The 20,043-nt window shown below is 67.2% G+C and carries 18 protein-coding genes and 2 tRNA genes; 6 read left to right on the forward strand and 14 right to left on the reverse strand.

All coding sequences use genetic code 11. The annotated features are described in order from the left end of the window. Nucleotides 1-1,050, reverse strand: a complete 1,050-nt coding sequence (locus CSW59_RS09970; RefSeq protein ID WP_099443900.1) for an acyltransferase — start codon at nucleotides 1,048-1,050, stop codon at nucleotides 1-3. Nucleotides 1,051-1,069: 19 nt separating this feature from the next. After that, entirely contained in the window at nucleotides 1,070-2,320 is a 1,251-nt protein-coding gene (locus CSW59_RS09975) for a class I SAM-dependent RNA methyltransferase (protein ID WP_099443901.1), read from the reverse strand. Between the two features lie 172 nt (nucleotides 2,321-2,492). Between CSW59_RS09975 and CSW59_RS09980 the strand changes: the two genes are divergently transcribed. Continuing rightward, nucleotides 2,493-3,110: a hypothetical protein gene (locus tag CSW59_RS09980; protein WP_099443902.1), complete on the forward strand. Its 618-nt coding sequence runs from the start codon at nucleotides 2,493-2,495 to the stop codon at nucleotides 3,108-3,110. Nucleotides 3,111-3,169: 59 nt separating this feature from the next. On the opposite strand, the gene CSW59_RS09985 is transcribed toward CSW59_RS09980, so the two are convergent. Further along, the gene (locus CSW59_RS09985) at nucleotides 3,170-3,901 is read right to left on the reverse strand and encodes a TlyA family RNA methyltransferase (protein ID WP_099443903.1); all 732 of its coding nucleotides are present in this window, start codon (nucleotides 3,899-3,901) and stop codon (nucleotides 3,170-3,172) included. A gap of 119 nt (nucleotides 3,902-4,020) precedes the next feature. Here CSW59_RS09985 and CSW59_RS09990 point away from each other — a divergent pair, with 119 nt between their 5' ends. After that, nucleotides 4,021-5,508, forward strand: a complete 1,488-nt coding sequence (locus CSW59_RS09990) for an amidase (RefSeq protein WP_099443904.1) — start codon at nucleotides 4,021-4,023, stop codon at nucleotides 5,506-5,508. 55 nt (nucleotides 5,509-5,563) lie between these two features. Here CSW59_RS09990 and CSW59_RS09995 read toward each other — a convergent pair whose 3' ends face one another. The 5 genes from CSW59_RS09995 to CSW59_RS10020 all read right to left on the reverse strand — a co-directional run bounded on the left by CSW59_RS09995 (nucleotide 5,564) and on the right by CSW59_RS10020 (nucleotide 13,277). Then, nucleotides 5,564-7,318 (reverse strand): class I adenylate-forming enzyme family protein, encoded by a 1,755-nt coding sequence (locus CSW59_RS09995; RefSeq protein WP_099443905.1) that lies wholly within the window; start codon nucleotides 7,316-7,318, stop codon nucleotides 5,564-5,566. 248 nt (nucleotides 7,319-7,566) lie between these two features. Beyond that, complete coding sequence (locus tag CSW59_RS10005) at nucleotides 7,567-10,290, reverse strand: valine--tRNA ligase (protein WP_099443906.1); 2,724 nt, start codon at nucleotides 10,288-10,290, stop codon at nucleotides 7,567-7,569. A 126-nt stretch (nucleotides 10,291-10,416) separates the two neighbouring features. Beyond that, nucleotides 10,417-10,983, reverse strand: a complete 567-nt coding sequence (locus CSW59_RS10010) for a DUF2497 domain-containing protein (RefSeq protein ID WP_099443907.1) — start codon at nucleotides 10,981-10,983, stop codon at nucleotides 10,417-10,419. Between the two features lie 133 nt (nucleotides 10,984-11,116). Continuing rightward, nucleotides 11,117-12,574 carry a TolC family outer membrane protein gene (locus tag CSW59_RS10015; RefSeq protein WP_099443908.1) on the reverse strand — a complete coding sequence of 486 codons (1,458 nt, stop codon included), beginning with the start codon at nucleotides 12,572-12,574 and terminating at the stop codon, nucleotides 11,117-11,119. 130 nt (nucleotides 12,575-12,704) lie between these two features. After that, a complete protein-coding gene (locus CSW59_RS10020) occupies nucleotides 12,705-13,277 on the reverse strand; it encodes a protein-L-isoaspartate O-methyltransferase (protein WP_099443909.1) in 573 nt (190 codons plus the stop codon). Between the two features lie 295 nt (nucleotides 13,278-13,572). Between CSW59_RS10020 and CSW59_RS10025 the strand changes: the two genes are divergently transcribed. Continuing rightward, nucleotides 13,573-13,770: a hypothetical protein gene (locus CSW59_RS10025; protein ID WP_099443910.1), complete on the forward strand. Its 198-nt coding sequence runs from the start codon at nucleotides 13,573-13,575 to the stop codon at nucleotides 13,768-13,770. Nucleotides 13,771-13,961: 191 nt separating this feature from the next. Here CSW59_RS10025 and CSW59_RS10030 read toward each other — a convergent pair. The 3 genes from CSW59_RS10030 to CSW59_RS10040 all read right to left on the reverse strand — a co-directional run bounded on the left by CSW59_RS10030 (nucleotide 13,962) and on the right by CSW59_RS10040 (nucleotide 15,188). Beyond that, a tRNA-Asn gene (locus CSW59_RS10030) sits at nucleotides 13,962-14,036 on the reverse strand. Between the two features lie 158 nt (nucleotides 14,037-14,194). Continuing rightward, a tRNA-Asn gene (locus tag CSW59_RS10035) sits at nucleotides 14,195-14,269 on the reverse strand. A 214-nt stretch (nucleotides 14,270-14,483) separates the two neighbouring features. After that, nucleotides 14,484-15,188 (reverse strand): glutathione S-transferase N-terminal domain-containing protein, encoded by a 705-nt coding sequence (locus CSW59_RS10040; RefSeq protein ID WP_099443911.1) that lies wholly within the window; start codon nucleotides 15,186-15,188, stop codon nucleotides 14,484-14,486. Nucleotides 15,189-15,353: 165 nt separating this feature from the next. On the opposite strand from CSW59_RS10040, the gene CSW59_RS10045 reads away from it, so the two are divergent. Beyond that, nucleotides 15,354-15,776, forward strand: a complete 423-nt coding sequence (locus CSW59_RS10045) for a hypothetical protein (protein WP_099443912.1) — start codon at nucleotides 15,354-15,356, stop codon at nucleotides 15,774-15,776. 3 nt (nucleotides 15,777-15,779) lie between these two features. Here the strand turns inward: CSW59_RS10045 and CSW59_RS10050 are convergent, their stop codons facing one another. Genes CSW59_RS10050 through CSW59_RS10060 form a run of 3 tightly spaced genes read right to left on the reverse strand, consistent with a single transcriptional unit; the run spans nucleotide 15,780 to nucleotide 18,940 of the window. Further along, nucleotides 15,780-16,217 carry a VOC family protein gene (locus tag CSW59_RS10050; RefSeq protein ID WP_099443913.1) on the reverse strand — a complete coding sequence of 146 codons (438 nt, stop codon included), beginning with the start codon at nucleotides 16,215-16,217 and terminating at the stop codon, nucleotides 15,780-15,782. A 57-nt stretch (nucleotides 16,218-16,274) separates the two neighbouring features. Beyond that, complete coding sequence (locus CSW59_RS10055; RefSeq protein ID WP_099443914.1) at nucleotides 16,275-18,203, reverse strand: ABC transporter ATP-binding protein/permease; 1,929 nt, start codon at nucleotides 18,201-18,203, stop codon at nucleotides 16,275-16,277. Further along, complete coding sequence (locus CSW59_RS10060) at nucleotides 18,134-18,940, reverse strand: hypothetical protein (RefSeq protein ID WP_099443915.1); 807 nt, start codon at nucleotides 18,938-18,940, stop codon at nucleotides 18,134-18,136. Before CSW59_RS10060 ends, CSW59_RS10055 begins: the two co-directional genes overlap by 70 nt. A gap of 74 nt (nucleotides 18,941-19,014) precedes the next feature. On the opposite strand from CSW59_RS10060, the gene CSW59_RS10065 reads away from it, so the two are divergent. Next, nucleotides 19,015-19,623: a TIGR00730 family Rossman fold protein gene (locus CSW59_RS10065; protein ID WP_099443916.1), complete on the forward strand. Its 609-nt coding sequence runs from the start codon at nucleotides 19,015-19,017 to the stop codon at nucleotides 19,621-19,623. Nucleotides 19,624-19,727: 104 nt separating this feature from the next. After that, a partial coding sequence (locus CSW59_RS10070; RefSeq protein ID WP_099443917.1) for a hypothetical protein occupies nucleotides 19,728-20,043 on the forward strand: 316 nt, incomplete at its 3' end.

The raw sequence follows: 20,043 nt of genomic DNA on the forward strand, positions 1-20,043 counted from the left end.
CTAGGACGAAGGACTATGCCTGCTTCCGACACCGGGCCGAGACTTTTCTAGCAACGCCCGCAGTCGCTGCCGCACGGGCTCGTCATAGAGCTTGAGCACCGCCCAGGCGGCGACCAGGATCACCGGGATCGCCACCAAAGCAAAGCCGATCGGATAGCCTTTGCCGCCAAGGGCGCGGAAGCCGCGCAGCATCAGCTCCCAGCCCAGCCAATGCAGCGCGTAAAGCGGATAAGAGATCGCCCCCGACACCCGGCAGAGTAGGCCCAGCCGCCTTTCGGGATCACGCCGTCCCGCCAGCACCATCAGCGGGAAGACCACACTCACGCAGACAAAATCGTAGAGCCAATTCAAGGGCGTCCACGGAAAACTCACCACGACGACCAGTAGCGCCGCTAGAAGCCAGACTGGCGCGCTCCAGGTCGTGAAGGCCTGCATGCGGTAGCAGCCCCAGCCCAGCAGGAAGGCGAAGATCGTCCGTAGGAAGCTGATCACGAAGGTGCCGCGATCCCATCCCGTCAGCACGCCGCCCATCCCGTAGGCGACATAGAGCATGACGGGCGCCAGCAGCACGACCATCAGCACATGGCCCATCACGCCAAGACGCCGGATCGGGAACCAGGCCGCCCCCACCGCCAGCTCGAAGAACAGCGACCAAGCCGGCGGATTCAAAGGGAAAAGCGGCGAGAAGCCATCCTCGCTGGTCCAGACGCGCGGGATCATCAGCAGGCCCAGGCCCAACCATCCGGGCACGCGCTCGCGATGCTCGATGATCACGGTGGCGCCCGCCAGCATGGTCAGGGCGATCAGCGGCCACAGTCGGATCAGCCGCTGGCGCATGAACCCCAGCCAGTCGATCTCGCGCCGGCCATAGGCGTGGGCTAGGACGAAGCCCGACAGGCAAAAGAAGAAGTCGACGGCGAGATACCCGTGCGGGACCAGGCCATGCCGCCCGGTCCAACTGCCGATGTGGTAGAGCATGACGCCAACGGCCGCGACGCCGCGAAGGCCGTCCAGCGCCTCGAATCGTCGCCCTGTATCGCCGCCCCTCAAGCCGCCCCCCTGCCCGCCGTCAGCGCGAGAAGACGCCGACCAGCTCGATGTGGGGCGACCAGACGAACTGATCGACCGGCAGCACCTTCTCAAGCCGGAAGCCGGCATCGACCAGGGCGCGAGCGTCCTTGGCGAACGTGCCGGGATTGCACGAAACGCCAATCACCTTGGCGACCTTGGACTTGGCGATCTCAACCGTCTGCTCGGCCGCGCCGGCGCGGGGTGGGTCGATGACCACGACATCGGTCTTGGCCAGTTCCGTGCTCAGCACCGGACGACGGATGAGATCGCGCGCCTCGGCGTTGATGGGCTTCAGGCCCGGCGTCGAGCCCATGGCCGCCTTCAGCGCCTCGATCGCGGGCGCGCTCATCTCCGCGGCATGCACCGCGCCGACCTCGGCCAGGCGGAAGGTGAAGGTGCCAACGCCGCAATAGAGGTCGGCCAGACGACTGGCGCCTTGCGCCTCGGCGACGGCGAAGTCGACCATAGCCCGCTCGGCCGCCGGCACGGCCTGCAGGAAGGCGCCGGGTGGCAAGGCGACCACCGCCTGCCCCAGCTTCACCAGCGGCTGGCGCGCGCCATAGACGGTCTCGCCAGCTAGGGTGACGCGGGCGAAGTCGCCCTCGCTCGCCGCCATGGCCGCGCGCATGCGGGCGTCAGCCGACAGCCCGCCGCTCTTGCGCTCGACGCCGGTCACGTCGATGTCGAGGCCGGTGCCGGTCAGGGTGACGTGCAGGGTCGGCGCGGACTTCGGGTGTTCCAGGAACGGCTCGGCCAGACGCGCCAGGGCCGGTAAGGCCGCCACGAGGCGCGGATCGGTGACGGGGCACTCCTGGATCGGCACAAGGTTCCACGAGCGGCGCTCCTTGAAGCCCAGCAGCGCGCCGGCGCCCTTGGGTCCCTTGCGGGCGTGCAGGGCGACGCGACGGCGCGAGGCTGGCGGCGCGGCGAAGGTCGGGAGAATCTCGGTCTCGAGGCCTTCCATCGACAGCTGGAGACGGACCTGCTCGGCTTTCCAGGCGAGATAGGGCTCGGCCGCCCAGTGCTGAAGGGCGCAGCCGCCGCAGGTTCCGAAGTGGCGGCACGGCGGCGCCACGCGATCGGGGCTGGAGACAAGGATCTCGGCGACCTCGCCCCGCGCGCCTTCCATCCTGGCCATCACCCGCTCGGCGGGCAGGGTCAGGGGCACAAAAGCCGCGCCCTTGCCCTCCGCGTTGCGGACGAGGCCGTCGCCCTGGGCGCCGACCGCGTCGATCGTCAATTCTCGCATTTCGCATCCGTTTCGGCGCCGAGAACGGATCGTCTGGCGCGCAGAGGCCGTCCATACCGCGTGGGAGGGAAGCTGAACACCTCGGTCAGGCGCCGTTCATGTTGACTACGCCATAGCTTGACCAACAAACGGACCGGGCCTCGCCCCCAAAAAGACAAGCTCTCTTACGACCATGACCGCCACCAAGAGCAGGACCACCACGATGAAGACCGTTCTGGGCGTCACCGTCGCCCTCGTCTGCGGCGTTCTCACGCCGACCATAGCTTCAGCCCAGGCATACGGCTCGGGCGGGGCCTATGATCAGAGGCCCTACTACGATGAGTGCCAGCGCTCGACGACGCAGCGCGGCACGGGCGGCGGCTTGGCCGGCGCTGGCATTGGCGCGGCCATCGGCAGCGGCATCGCCGCCAAGGGCGCGCGCACCGAAGGCGCCGTTCTGGGCGGCCTGCTGGGCGCTGTGATCGGGACCAAGGTCGGCAAGACCTCGGCCGCCTGCACGCCCGGCCGCGCCCCGCCGCCGCCTGCCCCGCCGCCGGTCGCCTACAACGAACCGCCGCCCCCGCCGCCTGCGCCCTCCTACGACGACGCCCGTCGCGAGGCCGAGCGCGACAGCTATTACGAACGCACCTACGAGCGCCATGAAGGCTATCGCGTCGCTGATCGCCCGAAGGCCGACATCAACGGCTGCACCCTGGCCGAAAGCCCGATCTACCTGCCGGACGGCCGGGTGCAGAAGCGCTTCGTGCGCGTCTGCCCAGACGCCAACGGCAAATACCAGGTCGTCGACTAATCGACCTGCTGTCTTGTGGAAGACCATCGGCCGCTCTCTCGGGAGCGGCCGATTTCGTTTCAGCCCTTGGTCGCCCAGACAAGGCGCTCGACCTGGCCCTCGCCGCCGGTGATCGGGCTTTCAGCGAGCCCCTTCACCGACCAACCCGCGCCTTCGAGGAACTCGACGATCTCGCGCTCGACGCGGGCGATCACCTCGGAATCCTTGACCAGACCGCCCTTGCCGACGTGGTCCCTTCCCGCCTCGAACTGCGGCTTGATCAGCGCGATGAGATGCGCGCCCGTTGCGGCAAGATCCAGCGCGGCCGGCAGCGCCTTGGTCAGGGATATAAAGCTAACGTCGCTGACGACCAGGCTCGGCGACATCGAGATGCGCTCCGCGTCCAAGACCCGCGCGTCGACGCCCGACAGGTCAATGACGCGGTCGTCTCCCTTCAGCTTCGCGTGAAGCTGATCACGGCCGACATCAACGGCGAAAACCTTGGCAGCACCGCGCGACAGCAGCACCTCGGTGAAGCCGCCCGTTGACGCGCCGACATCAATCGCGATCAGCCCGTCCACCGCGATAGGCCACAGGTCCAGCGCATGGGCCAGCTTCAGCGCTCCGCGCCCGACCCAGGGATGGGCGGCTTCGGCGACAATCTGAGCGTCCTCGTCGACACTTTCCGAGGGCTTGGCGACCACCCTGCCCGCCACCGTCACCCGCCCCGCCTCGATAGCCGCGCGCGCCTTGGCGCGGCTGTCGAGAACACCCCGCTCGACGAGCAACTGGTCGATGCGCTTGCGGGCCACGACGCCTCCCCGAAAACCGAAAGCGGCCGTTTAGCACAGGCTTGCGGTCGAGGTCTCTTCCGGGCCAACTTAACCGCGATCACCGGCGCGAAAGACGCCGGCTCGTGGGAGATGAGTTCATGTATTTCAGCCGCCGCGGCCTCTTGGCCGCCACCGCCGCGATCGCGGCCGCACCTTCGGCCTTCGCCAAGCCCAAGTCGTCCGCCGCCCCCGCGCCGTGGACGCCCGACGCCACCGAGTTGGCCGGCCGAGTGAGCCGCAAAGAGGTCAGCGCAGCCGAACTGGTCGAGGCGGCCATCCAGCGGATCGAAACGCTACAGCCGCAGGTCCAGGCCCTGGTCGCCTCCGACTTCGAGCGCGCGTTGGACAAGGCGAAAGCCGGCAAGCTTTCCGGCCCGTTCGCGGGCGTGCCGTTCCTGGTCAAGGACCTCGATCCGTACAAGGGACTGCGCACACGCTATGGCACGCGCGTCACCCAGGGCGCCAAGCCCGACAAGGAGCAGACGGCCTATATCGACGCCTTTGACGCGGCGGGCCTGATCACCTTGGGCAAGTCGACGACGCCAGAGTACGGCTTCCTGCCGACGACCGAGCCGATGGGCTTCCTGCCAACCCGCAATCCCTGGAACACCAAGCACTCGTCCGGTGGCTCGTCGGGCGGCGCCGCGGCGGCCGTGGCCTCGGGCATGGTCGCGATCGCCCACGCCAGCGACGGCGGTGGCTCGATCCGGATTCCCGCCGCCAATTGCGGCCTCTTTGGCCTGAAGCCCTCGCGCGGGCGGATGATCCCCAACAGGCCGAGCAGCTGGGGTATCGACCTGTCGGTCTCGCATGTGCTGACCCACAGCGTCCGCGACTCAGCCGCCATGTTCGCGGCGACCGAGCGCACCGACGCCAGCGCCCCCTTCAAGCCGATCGGTATGATCGGCCAGCCGCTGAAGAAGAAGCTGAGAGTCGGCGTTCTTATGAATGGCGGCACGGGTCTGGCGCCGGATCCCGAGGTGCGGACCGCCGTCGAGAACGCCGCCAAGCTGCTGAGGGACCTTGGCCACAGGGTCGAGCCCACCGCCCTGCCGATAGACGGCGCGCAGTTTGGCCAGGACTTCACCGTGCTGTGGGCCAGCGGCGCGGCCGAACTGGTCGCGGGCGTCACCAAGGCCATGGGTCGCAAGCCGGACGCCAGTCTGCTGGAGCCCTTCACCCTGGGCATGGCCGAGCTGGTCGGCAAGCTGCCCAAGGACGCCCTGCCGGCGGCCATGCAGCGTCTCAACGCCTCGATGGGCGTCTATGACGCTTGGCTCACGAGGTACGATGTCATCCTGTCGCCCGTCCTGGGCAAGCCGCCCGTCGAGCTGGGCTACGTCGCCGGTTGGGTTCCGTTCGAAGAGTTGCAGGCGCGACTGATGGCCTATGTCGGCTACACCCCGGTGCAGAACGTCGCCGGCGCGCCAGCCATGAGCGTGCCGCTACACTGGACGGCCAGTGGCCTGCCGGTGGGCGTCCAATTGGCCGGACGCGCTGGCGGCGAGGCCGCGCTGCTGGGCCTGGCCTATCAGCTGGAAGCGGCTCAGCCCTGGGCGCACCGGCAACCGCCAGTGAGCGCCTAATGAAGAAGGGCCCGCATCATGGATGCGGGCCCTTCGTTCTCCAGCAATGGAGGAATCACCCCTCCACGAACACCTTTTTCAGCTCGTTCTTCATGATCTTGCCATTTGCATTTCGTGGCAAGGTCTCAGGCCAGAAGACCACCTTTACCGGCACCTTGAACGCCGCGAGGCGGTCGGCGACGAAGGCGCGCAGCTCGGCCTCGCTCGCCTCGGCGCCGGGTTTCAGGGTGACGACCGCCGCCGGCTCCTCGCCCAGGCTCTTGTGCGGGACGCCCACCAGGGCCGCGTCCATCACCGCCGGATGGTCGTAGAGACAGTTCTCGACCTCGATGCAGTAGATGTTTTCGCCGCCGCGGATCAGCATGTCCTTGGCGCGGTCGATGATGAAGCAGAAGCCTTCGGCGTCGAGGCGGGCCAGGTCCCCGGTTCGCACCCAGCCGTCGATGAAGGTCTGGGCGGTGGCCTCGGGCTTGTTCCAATAGCCGCGCACGACCTGCGGGCCCTTGCACCACAGCTCGCCGACCTCGCCGATTGGCAGCTCGCGATACGGCGCCTCGACCGTCATGATCTTCAGGTCGGTGACCGGCACGGCCGGGCCGCAGCTGTCGGGACGGTTTTCGTAGTCTTCCGCCGAGTTGCTGGTCGCTGTCGCCGAGGTCTCGGTCATGCCCCAGCCGTTGCCGGGCGAGGACTTGGGCCAGATCTCCTTGATCTTGCGCACCAGCTCCGGCGCCGAGGGCGCGCCGCCATAGGCCACCGCCTCGATCGAGGACAGGTCGTACTTGTCGCGGTTCGGGTGCTCAATGATCTGCCAGGCGATGGTCGGCACGCCGCCCATCTGGGTCAGCCGCTCGTCCTGGATCATTTGCATGGCGCGCTCGGGGTCCCACTTGCGCATCATCAACAGCTTGGCGCCGGCGAACAACGACGGGTTCAGCACGGCGAAACAGCCGGTGGCGTGGAAGAACGGCACCGACAGCAAGGCGCCCTTCTGGGGCGCGCTCGGATCAGGCTGCGGCGGCGCCTCGCCCCGACGCAGGAAGGCGCGCGCCCCGGCTGCGGCGGCGGCGAAGATGTTGCTGTTGATATTGCGATGCGTGGCGATCGCGCCCTTGGGCTTCCCCGTGGTGCCCGAGGTGTAGAAGATCGTGGCGTCATCGTCGGCCGCCAACGCGATCGCGGGCAGAGTCTTGGCCTCCAACCCCGCCCAATCGTTGGCCCCGCCGATCACGGACTCCAGGTGGACGACATAGGGGTGGCTGATCTCTTCGGGCGAGCGGCTGACATAGACCCGCTGCAACTCTGGACAGTTGTGCAGGTGCTCGGCCAGGCGCTCGTAGCGCTCGACATCGACGATCGCGACCTTGGCGCCAGAGTCGACCAAGCCATACTCCAGCTCAGGCCCAGTCCACCAGGCGTTCAGCGGCGTAACGCTCGCGCCAAGGGTCATCCCCGCATAGAAGGCCACCGGCCATTCGGGCACGTTGCGCATGACGATCGCGACGCGATCGCCTTTTTGCACGCCAAAGGCCTGCAGCTCGGCGGCCATGTGGGTGACGGCGCGATAGAAGGCCTCGAAGCTGACCCGCTCGTCCTCATGGACCAGGAAGATCTTGTCGCCGTGAGTGCGCCCCATCAGCAGGGTCTCGCGAAGGCTCGGCGGCGCGTTCTTCCAGACCCGGGTCTTCACGCCCCGGATCTCGACCTCCTCCATCTCGCCCGGAGTCCCCGGCTGGGTGATCAGCGCATAGGCTTGCTGGACCGACATGGCGGGCCACGGAATGGGCTTGGAGGCGGCGGCCTGGGTCATGATGCTTACTCTCCCGGTCTGTCGCGCCTTTTTCAGCCAGCGCGTTCAACGCCCAGAGAGCACAGCCGGAAGCCGGATGCAAACGTGCGTTTAAGACTAAGAGATCACTGATAAGTTAGCTCCTCCCCCGCAACGCGGGGGAGGTGGCCCAGAGGGCCGGAGGGGGCCAGCGCCGCCGACTTCCGGTAAGCCCCCTCAGTCACTTCGTGACAGCTCCCCCGCATCGCGAGGGAGCAACTTGGACGCCCCTACCCCACCGACGCCAGCCGGCTGAGCGCGGCTTCCAGCTTGGCCTTGGCGGCTTCGGCTTCGGCGAGACGCTCGCGGTTCTCCTCGACCACCTCTTCCTTAGCCCGGGCCAGGAAGTCGGGGTTGCCGAGCTTCTTGTTGACCTTCTCGATTTCGCCGACGTGGCCGGCGATGTCCTTGGTCAGGCGGGCCTTCTCGGCGGCCAGGTCGATGAAGTCGGCGATACCGAGCGCGCCGGTCGCCTCGCCCATCACGATCGGGATCGAGCCGGCCGGCGCGGCGTCGGCCTCGCGGGCGCTGTCGAGGCGCGCGAGCGTCAGCAGCAGGTCGCGGTGACGAGCCAGACGCGCCTTGGTCTCGGGACCCGCGCCAACCACGGCCAGCGCCGGTTTAGCCGACGGCGGCACATTCATCTCGGCGCGGATCGAGCGGATCTCGCCCACGGTCTCGACCAGCCAGCCGATCTCGGCCTCGGCCTCGGCGTCGATCCAGCTTTCCGGCAGCTCCGGCCACTGGGCCGAGATCAGCATGCTCTCGCGGGCCGGGCCGACGAATTCGGCGGTCTTCTGCCACAGCTCCTCGGTGATGAACGGCATCACCGGGTGCAGCAGCTTCAGGATCACGTCCAGCGCCCAGGCGGCGGTGGCGCGGGTCTCGGCCTTGGCGGCGGCGTCATCGCCGTTCAGGATCGGCTTGGCCAGCTCCAGGTACCAGTCGCAGAAGACGTTCCAGACGAAGCGGTACAGAGCGCCGGCCGCCTCGTCGAACGACGGGGCCTCCAGGGCCTTGGTCACCTCGGCGACGGTCTTGACCGTCTCGCCGCGGATCCACTTGTTGATCGGCTGCTGGACGGTCGCGGGATCGAAGCCTTCGACGCGGACGCACTCGTTCATCTGAGCAAAGCGCGAGGCGTTCCACAGCTTGGTGCCGAAGTTGCGATAGCCCTCGATGCGCTGCTTGCTCAGCTTGATGTCGCGCGCCTGGCCCGACATGGCCGTGAGGGTGAAGCGCACCGCGTCGCAGCCCAGCTCGTCGATCAGGATCAAGGGATCCATCACGTTGCCCTTGGACTTGCTCATCTTGGCCCCCTTCTCGTCACGGACGAGGGCGTTGATGAACACCTGCTTGAACGGGGCTTCGCCCATGAAGTGGATGCCCATCATCATCATCCGGGCGACCCAGAAGAAGATGATGTCGAAGCCCGTGACCAGGGTGCTGGTCGGGTAGAAACGCTCCAGGTCGGCGGTCTTCTCGGGCCAGCCCAGGGTCGAGAACGGCCACAGGGCCGAGCTGAACCAGGTGTCGAGAACGTCTTCGTCCTGTTTCAGCTGGACGTCGGGGCCGAACTGCGCGCGGGCGGCGGCGTAGGCGGCTTCCTCGGTCTCCTCGACGAAGATCGAGCCGTCCGGCCCGAACCACGCCGGGATGCGGTGGCCCCACCAGAGCTGGCGCGAGACGCACCACGGCTCGATGTTGCGCAGCCATTCGAAGTAGGTCTTTTCCCAGTGCTTGGGTTCGAAGACCGTCTCGCCGCTCTCGACCGCCTTCAGCGCCGGCTGGGCCAGGGTCTTGGCGTCGACGTACCACTGGTCTGTCAGGAAGGGCTCGATGACCACGCCCGAACGGTCGCCGTGCGGGACCATGTGCTTGGTCTTCTCGATCTCCTTCAGCCAGCCCTCTTCCTCGGCGCGGGCGACGATGGCCTTGCGCGCGACGAAGCGGTCCAGGCCGACATACTCGGCCGGAACGGCCTCGTTCAGCTTGGCCTCGACGGTCAGGATGTTGATGGCTTCCAGCCCGGCGCGCTTGCCGACCCCGAAGTCGTTGAAGTCGTGGGCCGGGGTGATCTTCACCGCGCCCGAGCCCTTGGTCGGGTCGGCGTAGTCGTCGGCGACGATCGGGATGCGGCGGCCGACGATCGGCAGGGTCACGAACTTGCCGACCAGGCCCTTGTAGCGCTCGTCGTCGGGGTGAACCGCGACGCCGGTGTCGCCCAGCATGGTCTCAGGCCGCGTGGTGGCCACGACGATGTAGTCGCGGGTCTCGAACTCGGTGACCTTGCCGTCCTCGTCGAAGGCGATCGGGTGCTGATAGGTCACGCCGTCGGCCAGCGGATAGGCGAAGTGCCAATAGGCGCCGTCGACCTCCTTCTGCTCGACCTCGAGGTCGGAGATGGCGGTCTGAAACTGCGGGTCCCAGTTGACCAGGCGCTTGTCGCGATAGAGCAGGTTCTGCTTGTAGAGCTGGACGAACACCTTGCGGACGGCGGCCGAAAGGCCCTCGTCCAGGGTGAAGCGCTCGCGCGACCAGTCGCAGCTAGCGCCCAGCCGGCGCAGCTGGTTGGTGATGGCCCCGCCGCTCTCGGCCTTCCATTCCCAGACCTTGTCGACGAAGGCTTCGCGGCCCATGTCGCGGCGACCGACATTGCCGGCGGCGGCCAGCTGGCGCTCGACGACCATCTGGGTGGCGATGCCCGCGTGGTCGGTGCCCGGCAGCCACAAGGCGGCCTTGCCGCGCATGCGGTGGAAGCGCGTCAGCACGTCCTGCAGCGTATTGTTCAGCGCGTGACCGATATGTAGCGAGCCCGTCACGTTCGGCGGCGGGATCACGATCACGAACGACTCGGCGTTCGGGTCCTCGCTGGGCTTGAAGGCCCCCGAGGCCTCCCAGGCGGCGTACAGGCGGGGTTCGACGGATTTGGGATCGAAGGTCTTATCGAGCATGGCGGTGGGGATATGCCATCTGCGGCCCGCGCGGGGAACCGGCGGGACCAGGATTTGTGGGGTAATTCGCAACGAAAAAGGCGGCCGCCATGGCGACCGCCTCGATTTTCGGATTTCGGAAGATGTCTAGGGGCGGCCGCGCGCGATCCGCTGGACTTCTTCCTCGACCTTGGTCTCGACGATGCGCGGCAGGTTCTGGTCCAGCCACTCCTTGAGCAGCGGGCGAAGAAGCTCGCGTACGACATCCTCCAGCGTGCGGCCGTCCTTGGGCATCAGCAGGGCCGAGCTCAGGCTGCCGAACGCAGAGGCGGCGGCGGACGCGGCGGTCTCGCCCACCAGGTTGTCGACGGCCTCTTCGCGGTTGAAGGTTTCGGCGGCCGGCGGTGCTTGCATCGCCGGCTCGGGCTCCGCCGGCGGCGGCGAGTAAACGTCGATGTCACCCACCGTCTCAAGCGGGGCCTCAGCCTCAGGCGCGATCGGATCCGTCAGCTCAAGCACATCCTCGGCGTCGCCGCCAAAGTCCGGCGCCGGCTCGGGCTCAAGCTCCGGAAGCGGCTCAGGCTCAACCTCAGCCTCAGCCGCAGGAGCTTCCTCGGCCGCAGGCTCCGCCGGCGCGTCATCTTCGGAGATGATGCGTCGGATGGAGGCGAGGATCTCCTCCATCGTAGGTTCTTGAGAGCTCTGATCGGACATGTGCGGGGGCCGTCGTAAGAAATACGAATCTCTACACGCCTTAGGGCGCGTTAAACCGCGATGGTGCAGACTTGAGCAAGTTAAGCAAGCTTAAGGATAAGCTATGGGCGGAAACGACGCGGGGTATCCCCGTCTACTTTGCCCCACTTTGAGCTTTCACGGACGGCGCGCCCACCTTGTCGACGGCTTGCACGACCGGCTCCCACGGAACCCAGCCGACGCTGTGCGTGACCCGGCTGTAGGACGCTTTGGGGTCATACGCCGCCACGCCTGTCGCTAGCTTATCAACGCCCAGCTGCCCCATGGCCTGAAGCACCACGGCGCTGGCGACATATTCGTCGCGACGGGCGCCCACCAAGGCGAGTTCGGCGTTGGACAGTTCCAGCTGGGCGTTCAGAACGTCCAGCGTGGTGCGCAGACCGACCTGCTGCTCCTGGCGAACGCCTTCGAAGGCGATCCGCGTGGCGCGAACCTGCTCCTCGTTCGACACCAGGTTGGCGCGCGAGGCCAGGAGGTTGCTCCAGGCGTTGGAGACCTGCTGAATGGCGGTGCGCTTGGCGCCTTCGGTGGCGCTGCGAGCGGCGTTCTCGCGTTCGGTGGCGGCGCGGACCTGCGAGGTCACCAGGCCGCCGGTGAAGATCGGGATCGAGGCGGTGATCGCGCCCGAGACGGTGCGGTCGTAGTCGTCGAACTGGCTGCCGACGCCCGAACGCTTGTCGGCGGCGTAGCCCAGCGACGCGCGGGCCGAGACCGTGGGGCGATAGCCAGCCTTGGCCACGGCGACGCGAGCGGCGGCGGCCTCTTCGGCGTAGCGCGCCGAGGTCACGCCGGGATTGGCGGTCTGGGCGGCCTCGAAGGCCTGGTCGACCGACGCGGGCAGCACGGTAGCCAGGCTCGGCTCCGGCGCCAGTTCGCCCGGCGTCTGCCCCACCACGGCGGCGTAGGCCGCGCGGCTGACTTCCAGTTGGGCCTGGGCCGACGACAGAGCGGCCTTGGCCGCGGCGAGGCGGGCTTGGGACTGGGCGACGTCGGTGCGGGTGATCTCGCCCACTTCGAAGCGAGCATTGGATTCGTCGAGCTGGCGCTGCAAGACCGCGACGTTCTCCTTGGCGATACGCAGGCGCTCCTGGTCGCGGCGGACGTCGACATAGGCCTGGACGACGGTGGCCAGAACGCTTTGCTCGACCGAGCGGAGGTTCTCGCGCGCGGCCAGCACATCGGCCTCGGCGGCGCTCAGATTGGCGCTGGCGCGACCGCCCGTATAGAGTGGCTGGCTGATCGAGAGCGTCGCGCCGCTGCCCGACGCCTTCACGTCGGCGCCGGTGTCGGGGCTCGTCTTCGAGCCGGTGACGTCAAGCTCGCCGCCGATCGTCGGGCGGAAGCTGGTCTTGGCCTGGACAACGCCCTCGTCGGTGATCCGGGTGCTGGCGCGCTGCTGCTGCAGCGTCGGATTGGTCTGGTAGGCCAGGGCGATCGCGTCAGCCAGGGTTTCAGCCCTAGCCGTCGAAAGGGGGGCGACGAAAAACACGCCCGCCATCAGGCCGGCGCTGCAAGCGGCGGCCAGCAATCCGGCCCGTCGACGGTTCGACATCTAGGTTCTATCCCCAATCACGCGAAGCTCGCGTACCACACTATGAGGCGTGTAAGTCGGACCGCCAGCCGTCGCTAGTTAAGCTTTTTTCACGCAGGCGTTGCGACGCCCGTCCGCGTGACCGCGAGCTTCAGAAGCTGAAGCCGGCCTCGACCTCGAAACCGGCCAGTATCGGCGGCGAGGCGTCAAAGGCTTGGCGACGACCCACGCCATCCTCGGCGCGGACATAGATGGCGGCGCGGCCGACCGGACCAGTGCGCTCGATCACGCCCAGGCGGCCGCCGACGGCCAGGGCGTCCTGCCAGGCCTTCGGCGCGACGGCCACGGCGCCTTCGCAGATGATGACGTCGTAGTCGGCACCGGACACGGCCTTCAGATCATCGCCTTCCAGACGCGTGACCGACAGGCCCATGTTTTCCAGCACAGCGGCGGCGTAGGGCGCGGCGATCGCCAGAGCCTTCTCGCCCTCGCGAGGCTTCAGGTTTTGCAGCAGCTTGCCCACTTCACGCGGACGCAGCAGCCAGCGGCCCGGCGCATACTCGACGTCGGCGTCGGCATAGGCCAGGTAGGCCTTCGCGGCGGGGACCACCGCCTCGCGCGGCGTCACCCGTAGGGCGTCCTGCAGCGGCAGGTCGGTGACGTCGGCGGTGCGAATCTGGCTCTCGACCATGTTCAGCCGCGCGGCGGCGAAGTCGGTGCTCATGGAATCCCTCGAAGGACTTGGACTTTCGAGCAGGCTTATAGGTCCGCCGATGATCCGAACGCAATGCGATCGCGTGGCGCGGGCTCGCATAAAGGCTGTTCCAAACGGCCTTAAAAGCGCCAACGAAACCTGAGCGTATCAAGGAAAGACCAAAAATACCGCGTTTGGGGCGCCCCGTTGCGTTTGTCGTGCAACAGCGATTGATCCGCTACGGTTTATGGTAAAGATAGCTCTACCATTGGTGTTCACCTAAAGGGGGGAAGCCCGAACGTTTCGGCTTCGTGAGGTTGCTGCCATGTCTAACGCGAATGTCGTGATCGTGGGCGCGATCGCCGCGCTCGTTGTGATCTATTTCCTGCCGCGCCTCAACACGGCGGCGCGCAAGGCCTATGGCCGCTGGCGGCGGCACAGGCGAGACCTTCGCCTGGAGCGCGAGCGTCGCGATCGGGAGGAGCGCCTGGCGCGTCTCTCGCGTCAAACGTCGGCGCAATAGTCAGCGATAGAGACACATACAATCTAGCTGGAGCGAGGGGCCTTCAACGCCATTGGAGGCCCCGTTTGCATTCGCCTGAGCATCTGATCGCGCCACTTACACGAAGACAGGCTCGGACTTCGCGCGCGCTGTGACGCGCCGATCCGCCTCGCGCGGAAAACTAAAGATCCAAACTGCAAATGACGGGGAAGTGGCTCCGCGGGTAGGATTCGAACCTACGACCAGCCGGTTAACAGCCGGCTGCTCTACCACTGAGCTACCGCGGAACAGGTCGCTCTCAAGAGAGCGCGGGTGATAGCCGCCGCGCGGAGTCGATGCAAGCGGCGAAGATCGCTAGATTTTGAAACAAATGCACGCGGTCTCGGCAACGCGAGCGACGACATCTCTAAGACTGGAAAGCTTCCAAAAAAGCGACCGAAAAGAGTGGCTCCGCGGGTAGGATTCGAACCTACGACCAGCCGGTTAACAGCCGGCTGCTCTACCACTGAGCTACCGCGGAACAGGTCGCTCTCAGAAGAGGCCGCGTGATAGCCGCCTACCCGCGGCGATGCAAGCGCCTTGTTCCAAAAAAACAGCCCGGTACGAGACCGGGCTGTGGAAAGTCAGTGATGGTGGTGCGCCTTCCAAAGAAGACGCGCCCAGGGTCAGGCAATTATGGTTAACGAGATCCTAATTCTTAACGCGCGAGCGAAAAGGTCGCACAAGCGCGAAGGTCAGGCGCGCTTAGGGATGTCGAGGCCGCGCCGCACCGCCGGACGCGCCAAGCCCTGCTCCAGCCAGCGCGGGACATGCTTGAGAGCCGCGTAGTCGACCAGGTCACCCGCCTCATAGAAACCGACCAGGTTGCGGACCCAGCCCAGGGTGGCGATGTCGGCGATCGTGTAGTCGTCGCCCATGACCCAGGAGCGGTTCGCCAGACGCCCTTCGAGCACACCCAACAGGCGCTTTGATTCGGCGACGTAACGGTCGCGCGGGCGCTTGTCCTCGTACTCCTTGCCGGCGAACTTATGAAAGAAGCCGAGTTGGCCGAACATCGGGCCGATGGCGGCCATCTGGAAGAAGACCCACTGCAGCGTCTCGTACCGCGCGGCAGGATCAGTCGGCAGGAACATTCCGGTCTTCTCGGCCAGATAGACGAGGATCGCGCCGGACTCGAAGAGCGCCAGCGGCCGCCCATCCGGGCCGTTTGGATCGAGAATGGCGGGGATTTTGCCGTTCGGGTTCAGCGCCAGGAATTCCGGCCCCCAGGTCTCGTTCTCCATGATGTTGATCAGGTGCGGCTCGTACGGAAGCCCCGTCTCTTCCAGCATGATCGAGACCTTCACGCCATTGGGCGTCGGCAGCGAATAGAGCTGGATCCGGTCGGGATGCTGGGCGGGCCAGCGACGGGTGATGGGAAAGACGGACAAGTCCGGCATACGTTGAACCTCGCGTTCGGCTCCGGGGCAGAGCGATCGGGATTTGGCGTCTTGGCGCCCGCTTTTCCAGGGCCAAAGCCTACCCAAAACGTGGCCTTCTCGCTGTGCGTGCTTTCCTCGCCAAATGAACCCGGCTATCGGGAGCCCCCAGGGGGCTACAAGTAAATGGCGAATGCTGACGATCACTGGCCAGAGACGCTGAACCGCGTCGCCGCGATCTTGGATTTCGAACTCACCAACGAAAAGATCGGCGCGAACACCACGAAGCCGAGCTTCAAGATGCGTGCGTTCGCCCCGTCCGACCTGTCCGCCCTGCCGGTGATGGTCGAAACCGCCGTGCATGCGGGACTGGAGGTCGACCGCCTGATCTCCCTGCCCGGCCCTGGCGCCTTCGACACCCAGGCGCGCAAGGTGCGCGAGGCTCTGGCCGAGGCCCTCAACAAGGAGCCGCCCGGCGCTGCCCGCTCGCCCTTCGTAACGGGCTACAAGACCGCCTATCGCGTAGAATTGGCGCGGGTGATCTGGAAGGCTATCGCCGACGCTCCCATCCGGCGGCTGGAAGACCTGGCCCGCGCCCGACTGATATGACTCCTACCAGGCGCCGGTGTTGGGCATGGACGCCCAAGGCTCGGCGGGTGGAAGGCTGCCGTCCTGCAACAGCTCGACCGAGATGCCATCGGGCGAACGAACGAACGCCATGTGGCCGTCGCGCGGCGGGCGGTTGATCGTCACACCCATGTCCATCAGCCGCTGACAGGTCTCGTAGATGTCGTCGACGCGATAGGCCAGGTGACCGAAGTTGCGGCCGCCCTGATAGTCCTCGTCGTCCCAGTTATAGGTCAGTTCGACCAGCGGCGCCTTGCGCTCCTTGGCCAGCTCGACGTCCTCCGGCGCGGCCAGAAAAACCAGCGTGAAGCGGCCTTTCTCGTTCTCCATCCGGGACACTTCCTGGAGGCCAAGTCCCGCGCAATAGAACCGCAGGGAGGCATCAAGATCGCGAACGCGGACCATGGTGTGCAGATAGCGCAAGGCGGAACTCCTCTCGAAACCCCGGGGATATAGTCGCCCGACGTAGCATCGCGAACCCTAAACCGGCTGGCGGTCTCGCGTCTGGCGGCGCCACAAAGCCGCGTACTCGCCGCCGGCGTCGAGCAGAGCCGCATGGCGGCCGCGCTCGACCACCTTGCCCCGCCGCAGCACCACGATCTCGTCGGCGTCGGCGATGGTCGAGAGGCGGTGGGCCACGACAAGAGTCGTTCGCCCCGCCCTCGCCTTTCGCAGCGTGGTCTGGATGGCGGCCTCAGTACGGCTATCGAGCGCGCTCGTGGCCTCGTCCAGGATCAACACACGCGGATGGGCCAGCAGAGCGCGGGCGATGCCGACGCGTTGACGCTCGCCCCCGGAGAGCTTCAGGCCGCGCTCGCCGACCTTGGTGGCCATGCCGTCGGGCAGGTTGCGGATAAACTCGCCGAGTTCAGCCGCCTCGGCCGCCGCCCAGATCTCGGCCTCGCTCGCTTCTGGCCGGGCGAAGGCGATGTTGGCCGCCAGGGTATCGTTGAACAGCGCCACGTCCTGCGGCACCAGCGCCACCGCCCGGCGCAGCGAGGCCTGGGTCAGCGCGCGCAGGTCGTGGCCGTCCAGGGTGATCCTGCCCGCCTGCGGATCAATCATCCTGAGCGCCAGCCGCACCAGAGTGGTCTTACCCGCGCCCGAGGGACCGACAATCGCCATCGTCGTCCCCGGCGCGATCGTCAGAGACACGTCCGCCAGCCCCTCCGACCGCGCGCCATGCCGGAAGGAGACCTTCTCGAAGGCCACGGCCCCGCCCCGCTGATCAACGCTGGGCGGCAGGTCGATGGCGTCGGGCGCGTCGGCCACGTCGGCGGTCTGACGGCGCAGGTCCATCATCGCCTCCATGTCGATCAGCGACTGACGGATCTCGCGATAGGCGAAGCCCAGGATGTTCAACGGGGCGTAGAGATTGATCAGGATCAGGATAGCCGCGGTGACGTCCCCAGGACCGATCCGGCCGGCGGCGGCCTCGGCGCCCGCCAGCACCGCCATGCCGCCGAGGCCAACACTCATCACGGCCGACTGCACCAGGTTCAGCAGGTTCAGCGAGTTGGCGGCCTTGATCTGGGCCTCGCCATAGCGATCCAGCGCCCCGCCATAGCCGGCGACGGCCCGATCCTCGGCGCCGAACGACTTGACCGTCTCGTAGTTCAGCAGGGCGTCGACGGCCCGACCGGCGGCCTCCGCATCAGCCTCGTTGAGCGCGCGGCGATGGCCGATGCGCCAGTCCGAGATCGCGAAGGTCAGGTAGCCGTAGACCGCCACCGTCCCAAGCGCGATGGCCGCGAACCTCCAGTCATAGGCCTTGGCCAGCACGATGGCGGCCATGATCAACTCGACGCCGGTTGGGGCTAGGTTGAACGCCAGGCTACGCAACAGGAAGTCCATCGACCGCGCGCCCCGGTCGATCACCCGCGACAGCGAGCCGGTCCGCTTGGACTGGTGAAAGTCGATCGACAGCGACAGGGCGTGCGAGAAGGTTTCCACCGCCGCGCGGTTCTGGGCCGCCTGGGCGACGGGCGTGAAGATCGTATCGCGGACTTGCGGCGCGGCGGCCGAGACAAACCGGATGAAGGCCCAGCCCAGCGCCAGCCCCGCGAACGCCCAGGTCACGCCGACGGCCGCACTCTGTCCGGCCGACAGCTGATTGACCGCCTTGCCCAGCATCAGCGGCGCCAGCACGCCCAAGGCCTTGCCGCTCAGCGTCAGGATCAGGGCGACGGCGACCCGCCAGCGGAGTCCAGGAGCGCGCGAACGCAAGACCAGCCGTACGAGGTCGCCCATGGCGCTCCAGAAGCGCACGGGCTGATCGGCCTTGGCGATCGCGCCGGGAACGGCCTCGCGTCCTGGCGAAGGCGGGCCGCCCATGCCTCTCATCGCGCGCCGCCGATCAGCAGGGTGGTCTGGACCCCGCCGCCGGGCGTCATCCAGTCGACGCGCCAGCCTTGCGGCGTACGCTCGGCCCGCACCGGCCCCGTCACCAAGGGCTGCGGCGGCGAGGTCACGATCGACACGGCCGTCTCGCCCCCCTCGCCCGCCACCTGGATGTCGTGGACGCCGGGAGACAGAGAATCGGTGAGGGAGATGAAGAACCGTCCCTCATCGTCGGTCCGGCCGCCGCCGCGCGTGACGCGATCGACCCGGACGTTGAGCCCCGCGCCCGGCGCGGCGACACCGGACACCACCGCGCCGCCCTCGCGATCGACGTCGATCGTCAGGATACGCGGCGACGGAGATCCATCCGCCAAGCGCTTGGCCCCCGCACCCGCGCGCAGCAGCGCCACATCGCCGCCCTCGGCGACCAGGACATAGCCTTCCGCCTGTACCGTGCGCCCCTCGCGGGTCGTCGATAGACCAAACAGCCGCACGCCGGGCGCGTTCGCGACCGTCAAGCTCCAGCGCCCCTCGCGGTCGGTCCGTCCCGACACGATCTCGCCGCCGGGAGAACGCAGCCGAACATCAGCTTCTGCGCTCCCCTGACCGGACAGGGTGACGCCACCTCCGCCACGCCGGATGTTCTGGACCCTGGGCGGAGCCACGTATCCGGCCTCAGCGCTATCAACCCGCTCGCGCGCGTCGGCGGGCTTGGGCGCGCTGGGCCCGCAGGCGGCCAGCAAGGCTGCGGCCAATCCCCCCGCGACGATCGGCGGCTTGCAACCCCAGAAGCGAATCCTGATCATGCGGCCTCAGATAAGAACGGTTCGAAGGCGCGCGAGCCCGCGCGCCTTTCGCCTTATGCGTGGAGTGGACGACGATGCCCAACGAGTCTAGCCGTCTGGGCTCTGTCTGCGTCTATTGCGGATCATCCAACACGGTCGATCCCAGCTACCTGACCGACGCCCACGCCATCGGAAAGAGCTTCGCCGCAGCGGGATTGAAGCTCGTCTATGGTGGTGGCGGCGTGGGGTTGATGGGCGCGGCGGCGCGCGGGGCCCACGAGGCCGGCGGCGCGGTGCTCGGCATCATTCCAAGCTTCCTGCGAGGCCGCGAGCAGCCCTTCGACGACGTCGAGACAGTGATCGTCGAGACGATGCATGAGCGCAAGATGCTGATGTTCGAGCGCTCGGACTGCTTCGTCGTGCTGCCAGGCGGCATCGGCACGCTGGAAGAAATCGTCGAACTGCTATCTTGGCGTCGTTTAGATCTTCACCAGAAGCCGATCGTGTTCCATAACCCCGGCGGGTTCTGGGACCCCTTCTTCACCCTGATCCGGCACACGGTCGATCTGGGCCTTACCCCGCCCAGCCTGTTGGACGCCTGGCGCGCGGTCGAGAAGGCCGAGGACGTCACCCCCGCTCTGCTCGGCTGGAATCGGGAAATCGACGTCGCTGGCGCGCCAGCCACGCTTCGCCAGTTGACTTAGTTTCCAAAAAAGACGCACCATGTCTGCGAGCCGACGGCCATTATGGGCCGCGTGCGCTCGAGCGCCGGAACTCCCATCCGGCGCGGGGATAGGAGACTAAAGGAATGCGTACCGCCACTCGCGCGGGCCTGATGGCCTGCGCTCTTCTCGCTGGCCTGTCGGCCAGCCCCGCCTTCGCCGCCAGCGAAGGGGCCTCGCTGAAGCTGAAGACGCCGACCACGATGGAACAGTTCATCCAGGACGGCTCGGTTTGGCGCTGTAAGGACGACCTCTGCACCACGACCAAGGTTCGGTCCCTGCCCGTGGCGCGCGCCTGCCGCAAGCTGGCCGGCCAGCTTGGCGAGCTGAGCGCCTTCGACTATCGCGGCCAGTCGCTGGACGACGCCGCCATCGCCGAATGCAACACGGCAGCCAAGCCCA

The sequence above is a fragment of the Caulobacter sp. BP25 genome (assembly GCF_002737755.1).
GTDB lineage: Bacteria > Pseudomonadota > Alphaproteobacteria > Caulobacterales > Caulobacteraceae > Caulobacter.

What these genes read in the sequence shown, in the direction of transcription:
- CSW59_RS09975 (WP_099443901.1), bottom strand. Translation starts at nt 2,320, where the DNA reads ATGCGAGAATTGACGATCGACGCGGTCGGCGCCCAGGGCGACGGCCTC.
- CSW59_RS09980 (WP_099443902.1), top strand. Translation starts at nt 2,493, where the DNA reads ATGACCGCCACCAAGAGCAGGACCACCACGATGAAGACCGTTCTGGGC.
- CSW59_RS09990 (WP_099443904.1), top strand. Translation starts at nt 4,021, where the DNA reads ATGTATTTCAGCCGCCGCGGCCTCTTGGCCGCCACCGCCGCGATCGCG.
- CSW59_RS09995 (WP_099443905.1), bottom strand. Translation starts at nt 7,318, where the DNA reads ATGACCCAGGCCGCCGCCTCCAAGCCCATTCCGTGGCCCGCCATGTCG.
- CSW59_RS10005 (WP_099443906.1), bottom strand. Translation starts at nt 10,290, where the DNA reads ATGCTCGATAAGACCTTCGATCCCAAATCCGTCGAACCCCGCCTGTAC.
- CSW59_RS10010 (WP_099443907.1), bottom strand. Translation starts at nt 10,983, where the DNA reads ATGTCCGATCAGAGCTCTCAAGAACCTACGATGGAGGAGATCCTCGCC.
- CSW59_RS10015 (WP_099443908.1), bottom strand. Translation starts at nt 12,574, where the DNA reads ATGTCGAACCGTCGACGGGCCGGATTGCTGGCCGCCGCTTGCAGCGCC.
- CSW59_RS10020 (WP_099443909.1), bottom strand. Translation starts at nt 13,277, where the DNA reads ATGAGCACCGACTTCGCCGCCGCGCGGCTGAACATGGTCGAGAGCCAG.
- CSW59_RS10025 (WP_099443910.1), top strand. Translation starts at nt 13,573, where the DNA reads ATGTCTAACGCGAATGTCGTGATCGTGGGCGCGATCGCCGCGCTCGTT.
- CSW59_RS10040 (WP_099443911.1), bottom strand. Translation starts at nt 15,188, where the DNA reads ATGCCGGACTTGTCCGTCTTTCCCATCACCCGTCGCTGGCCCGCCCAG.
- CSW59_RS10045 (WP_099443912.1), top strand. Translation starts at nt 15,354, where the DNA reads ATGGCGAATGCTGACGATCACTGGCCAGAGACGCTGAACCGCGTCGCC.
- CSW59_RS10060 (WP_099443915.1), bottom strand. Translation starts at nt 18,940, where the DNA reads ATGATCAGGATTCGCTTCTGGGGTTGCAAGCCGCCGATCGTCGCGGGG.
- CSW59_RS10065 (WP_099443916.1), top strand. Translation starts at nt 19,015, where the DNA reads ATGCCCAACGAGTCTAGCCGTCTGGGCTCTGTCTGCGTCTATTGCGGA.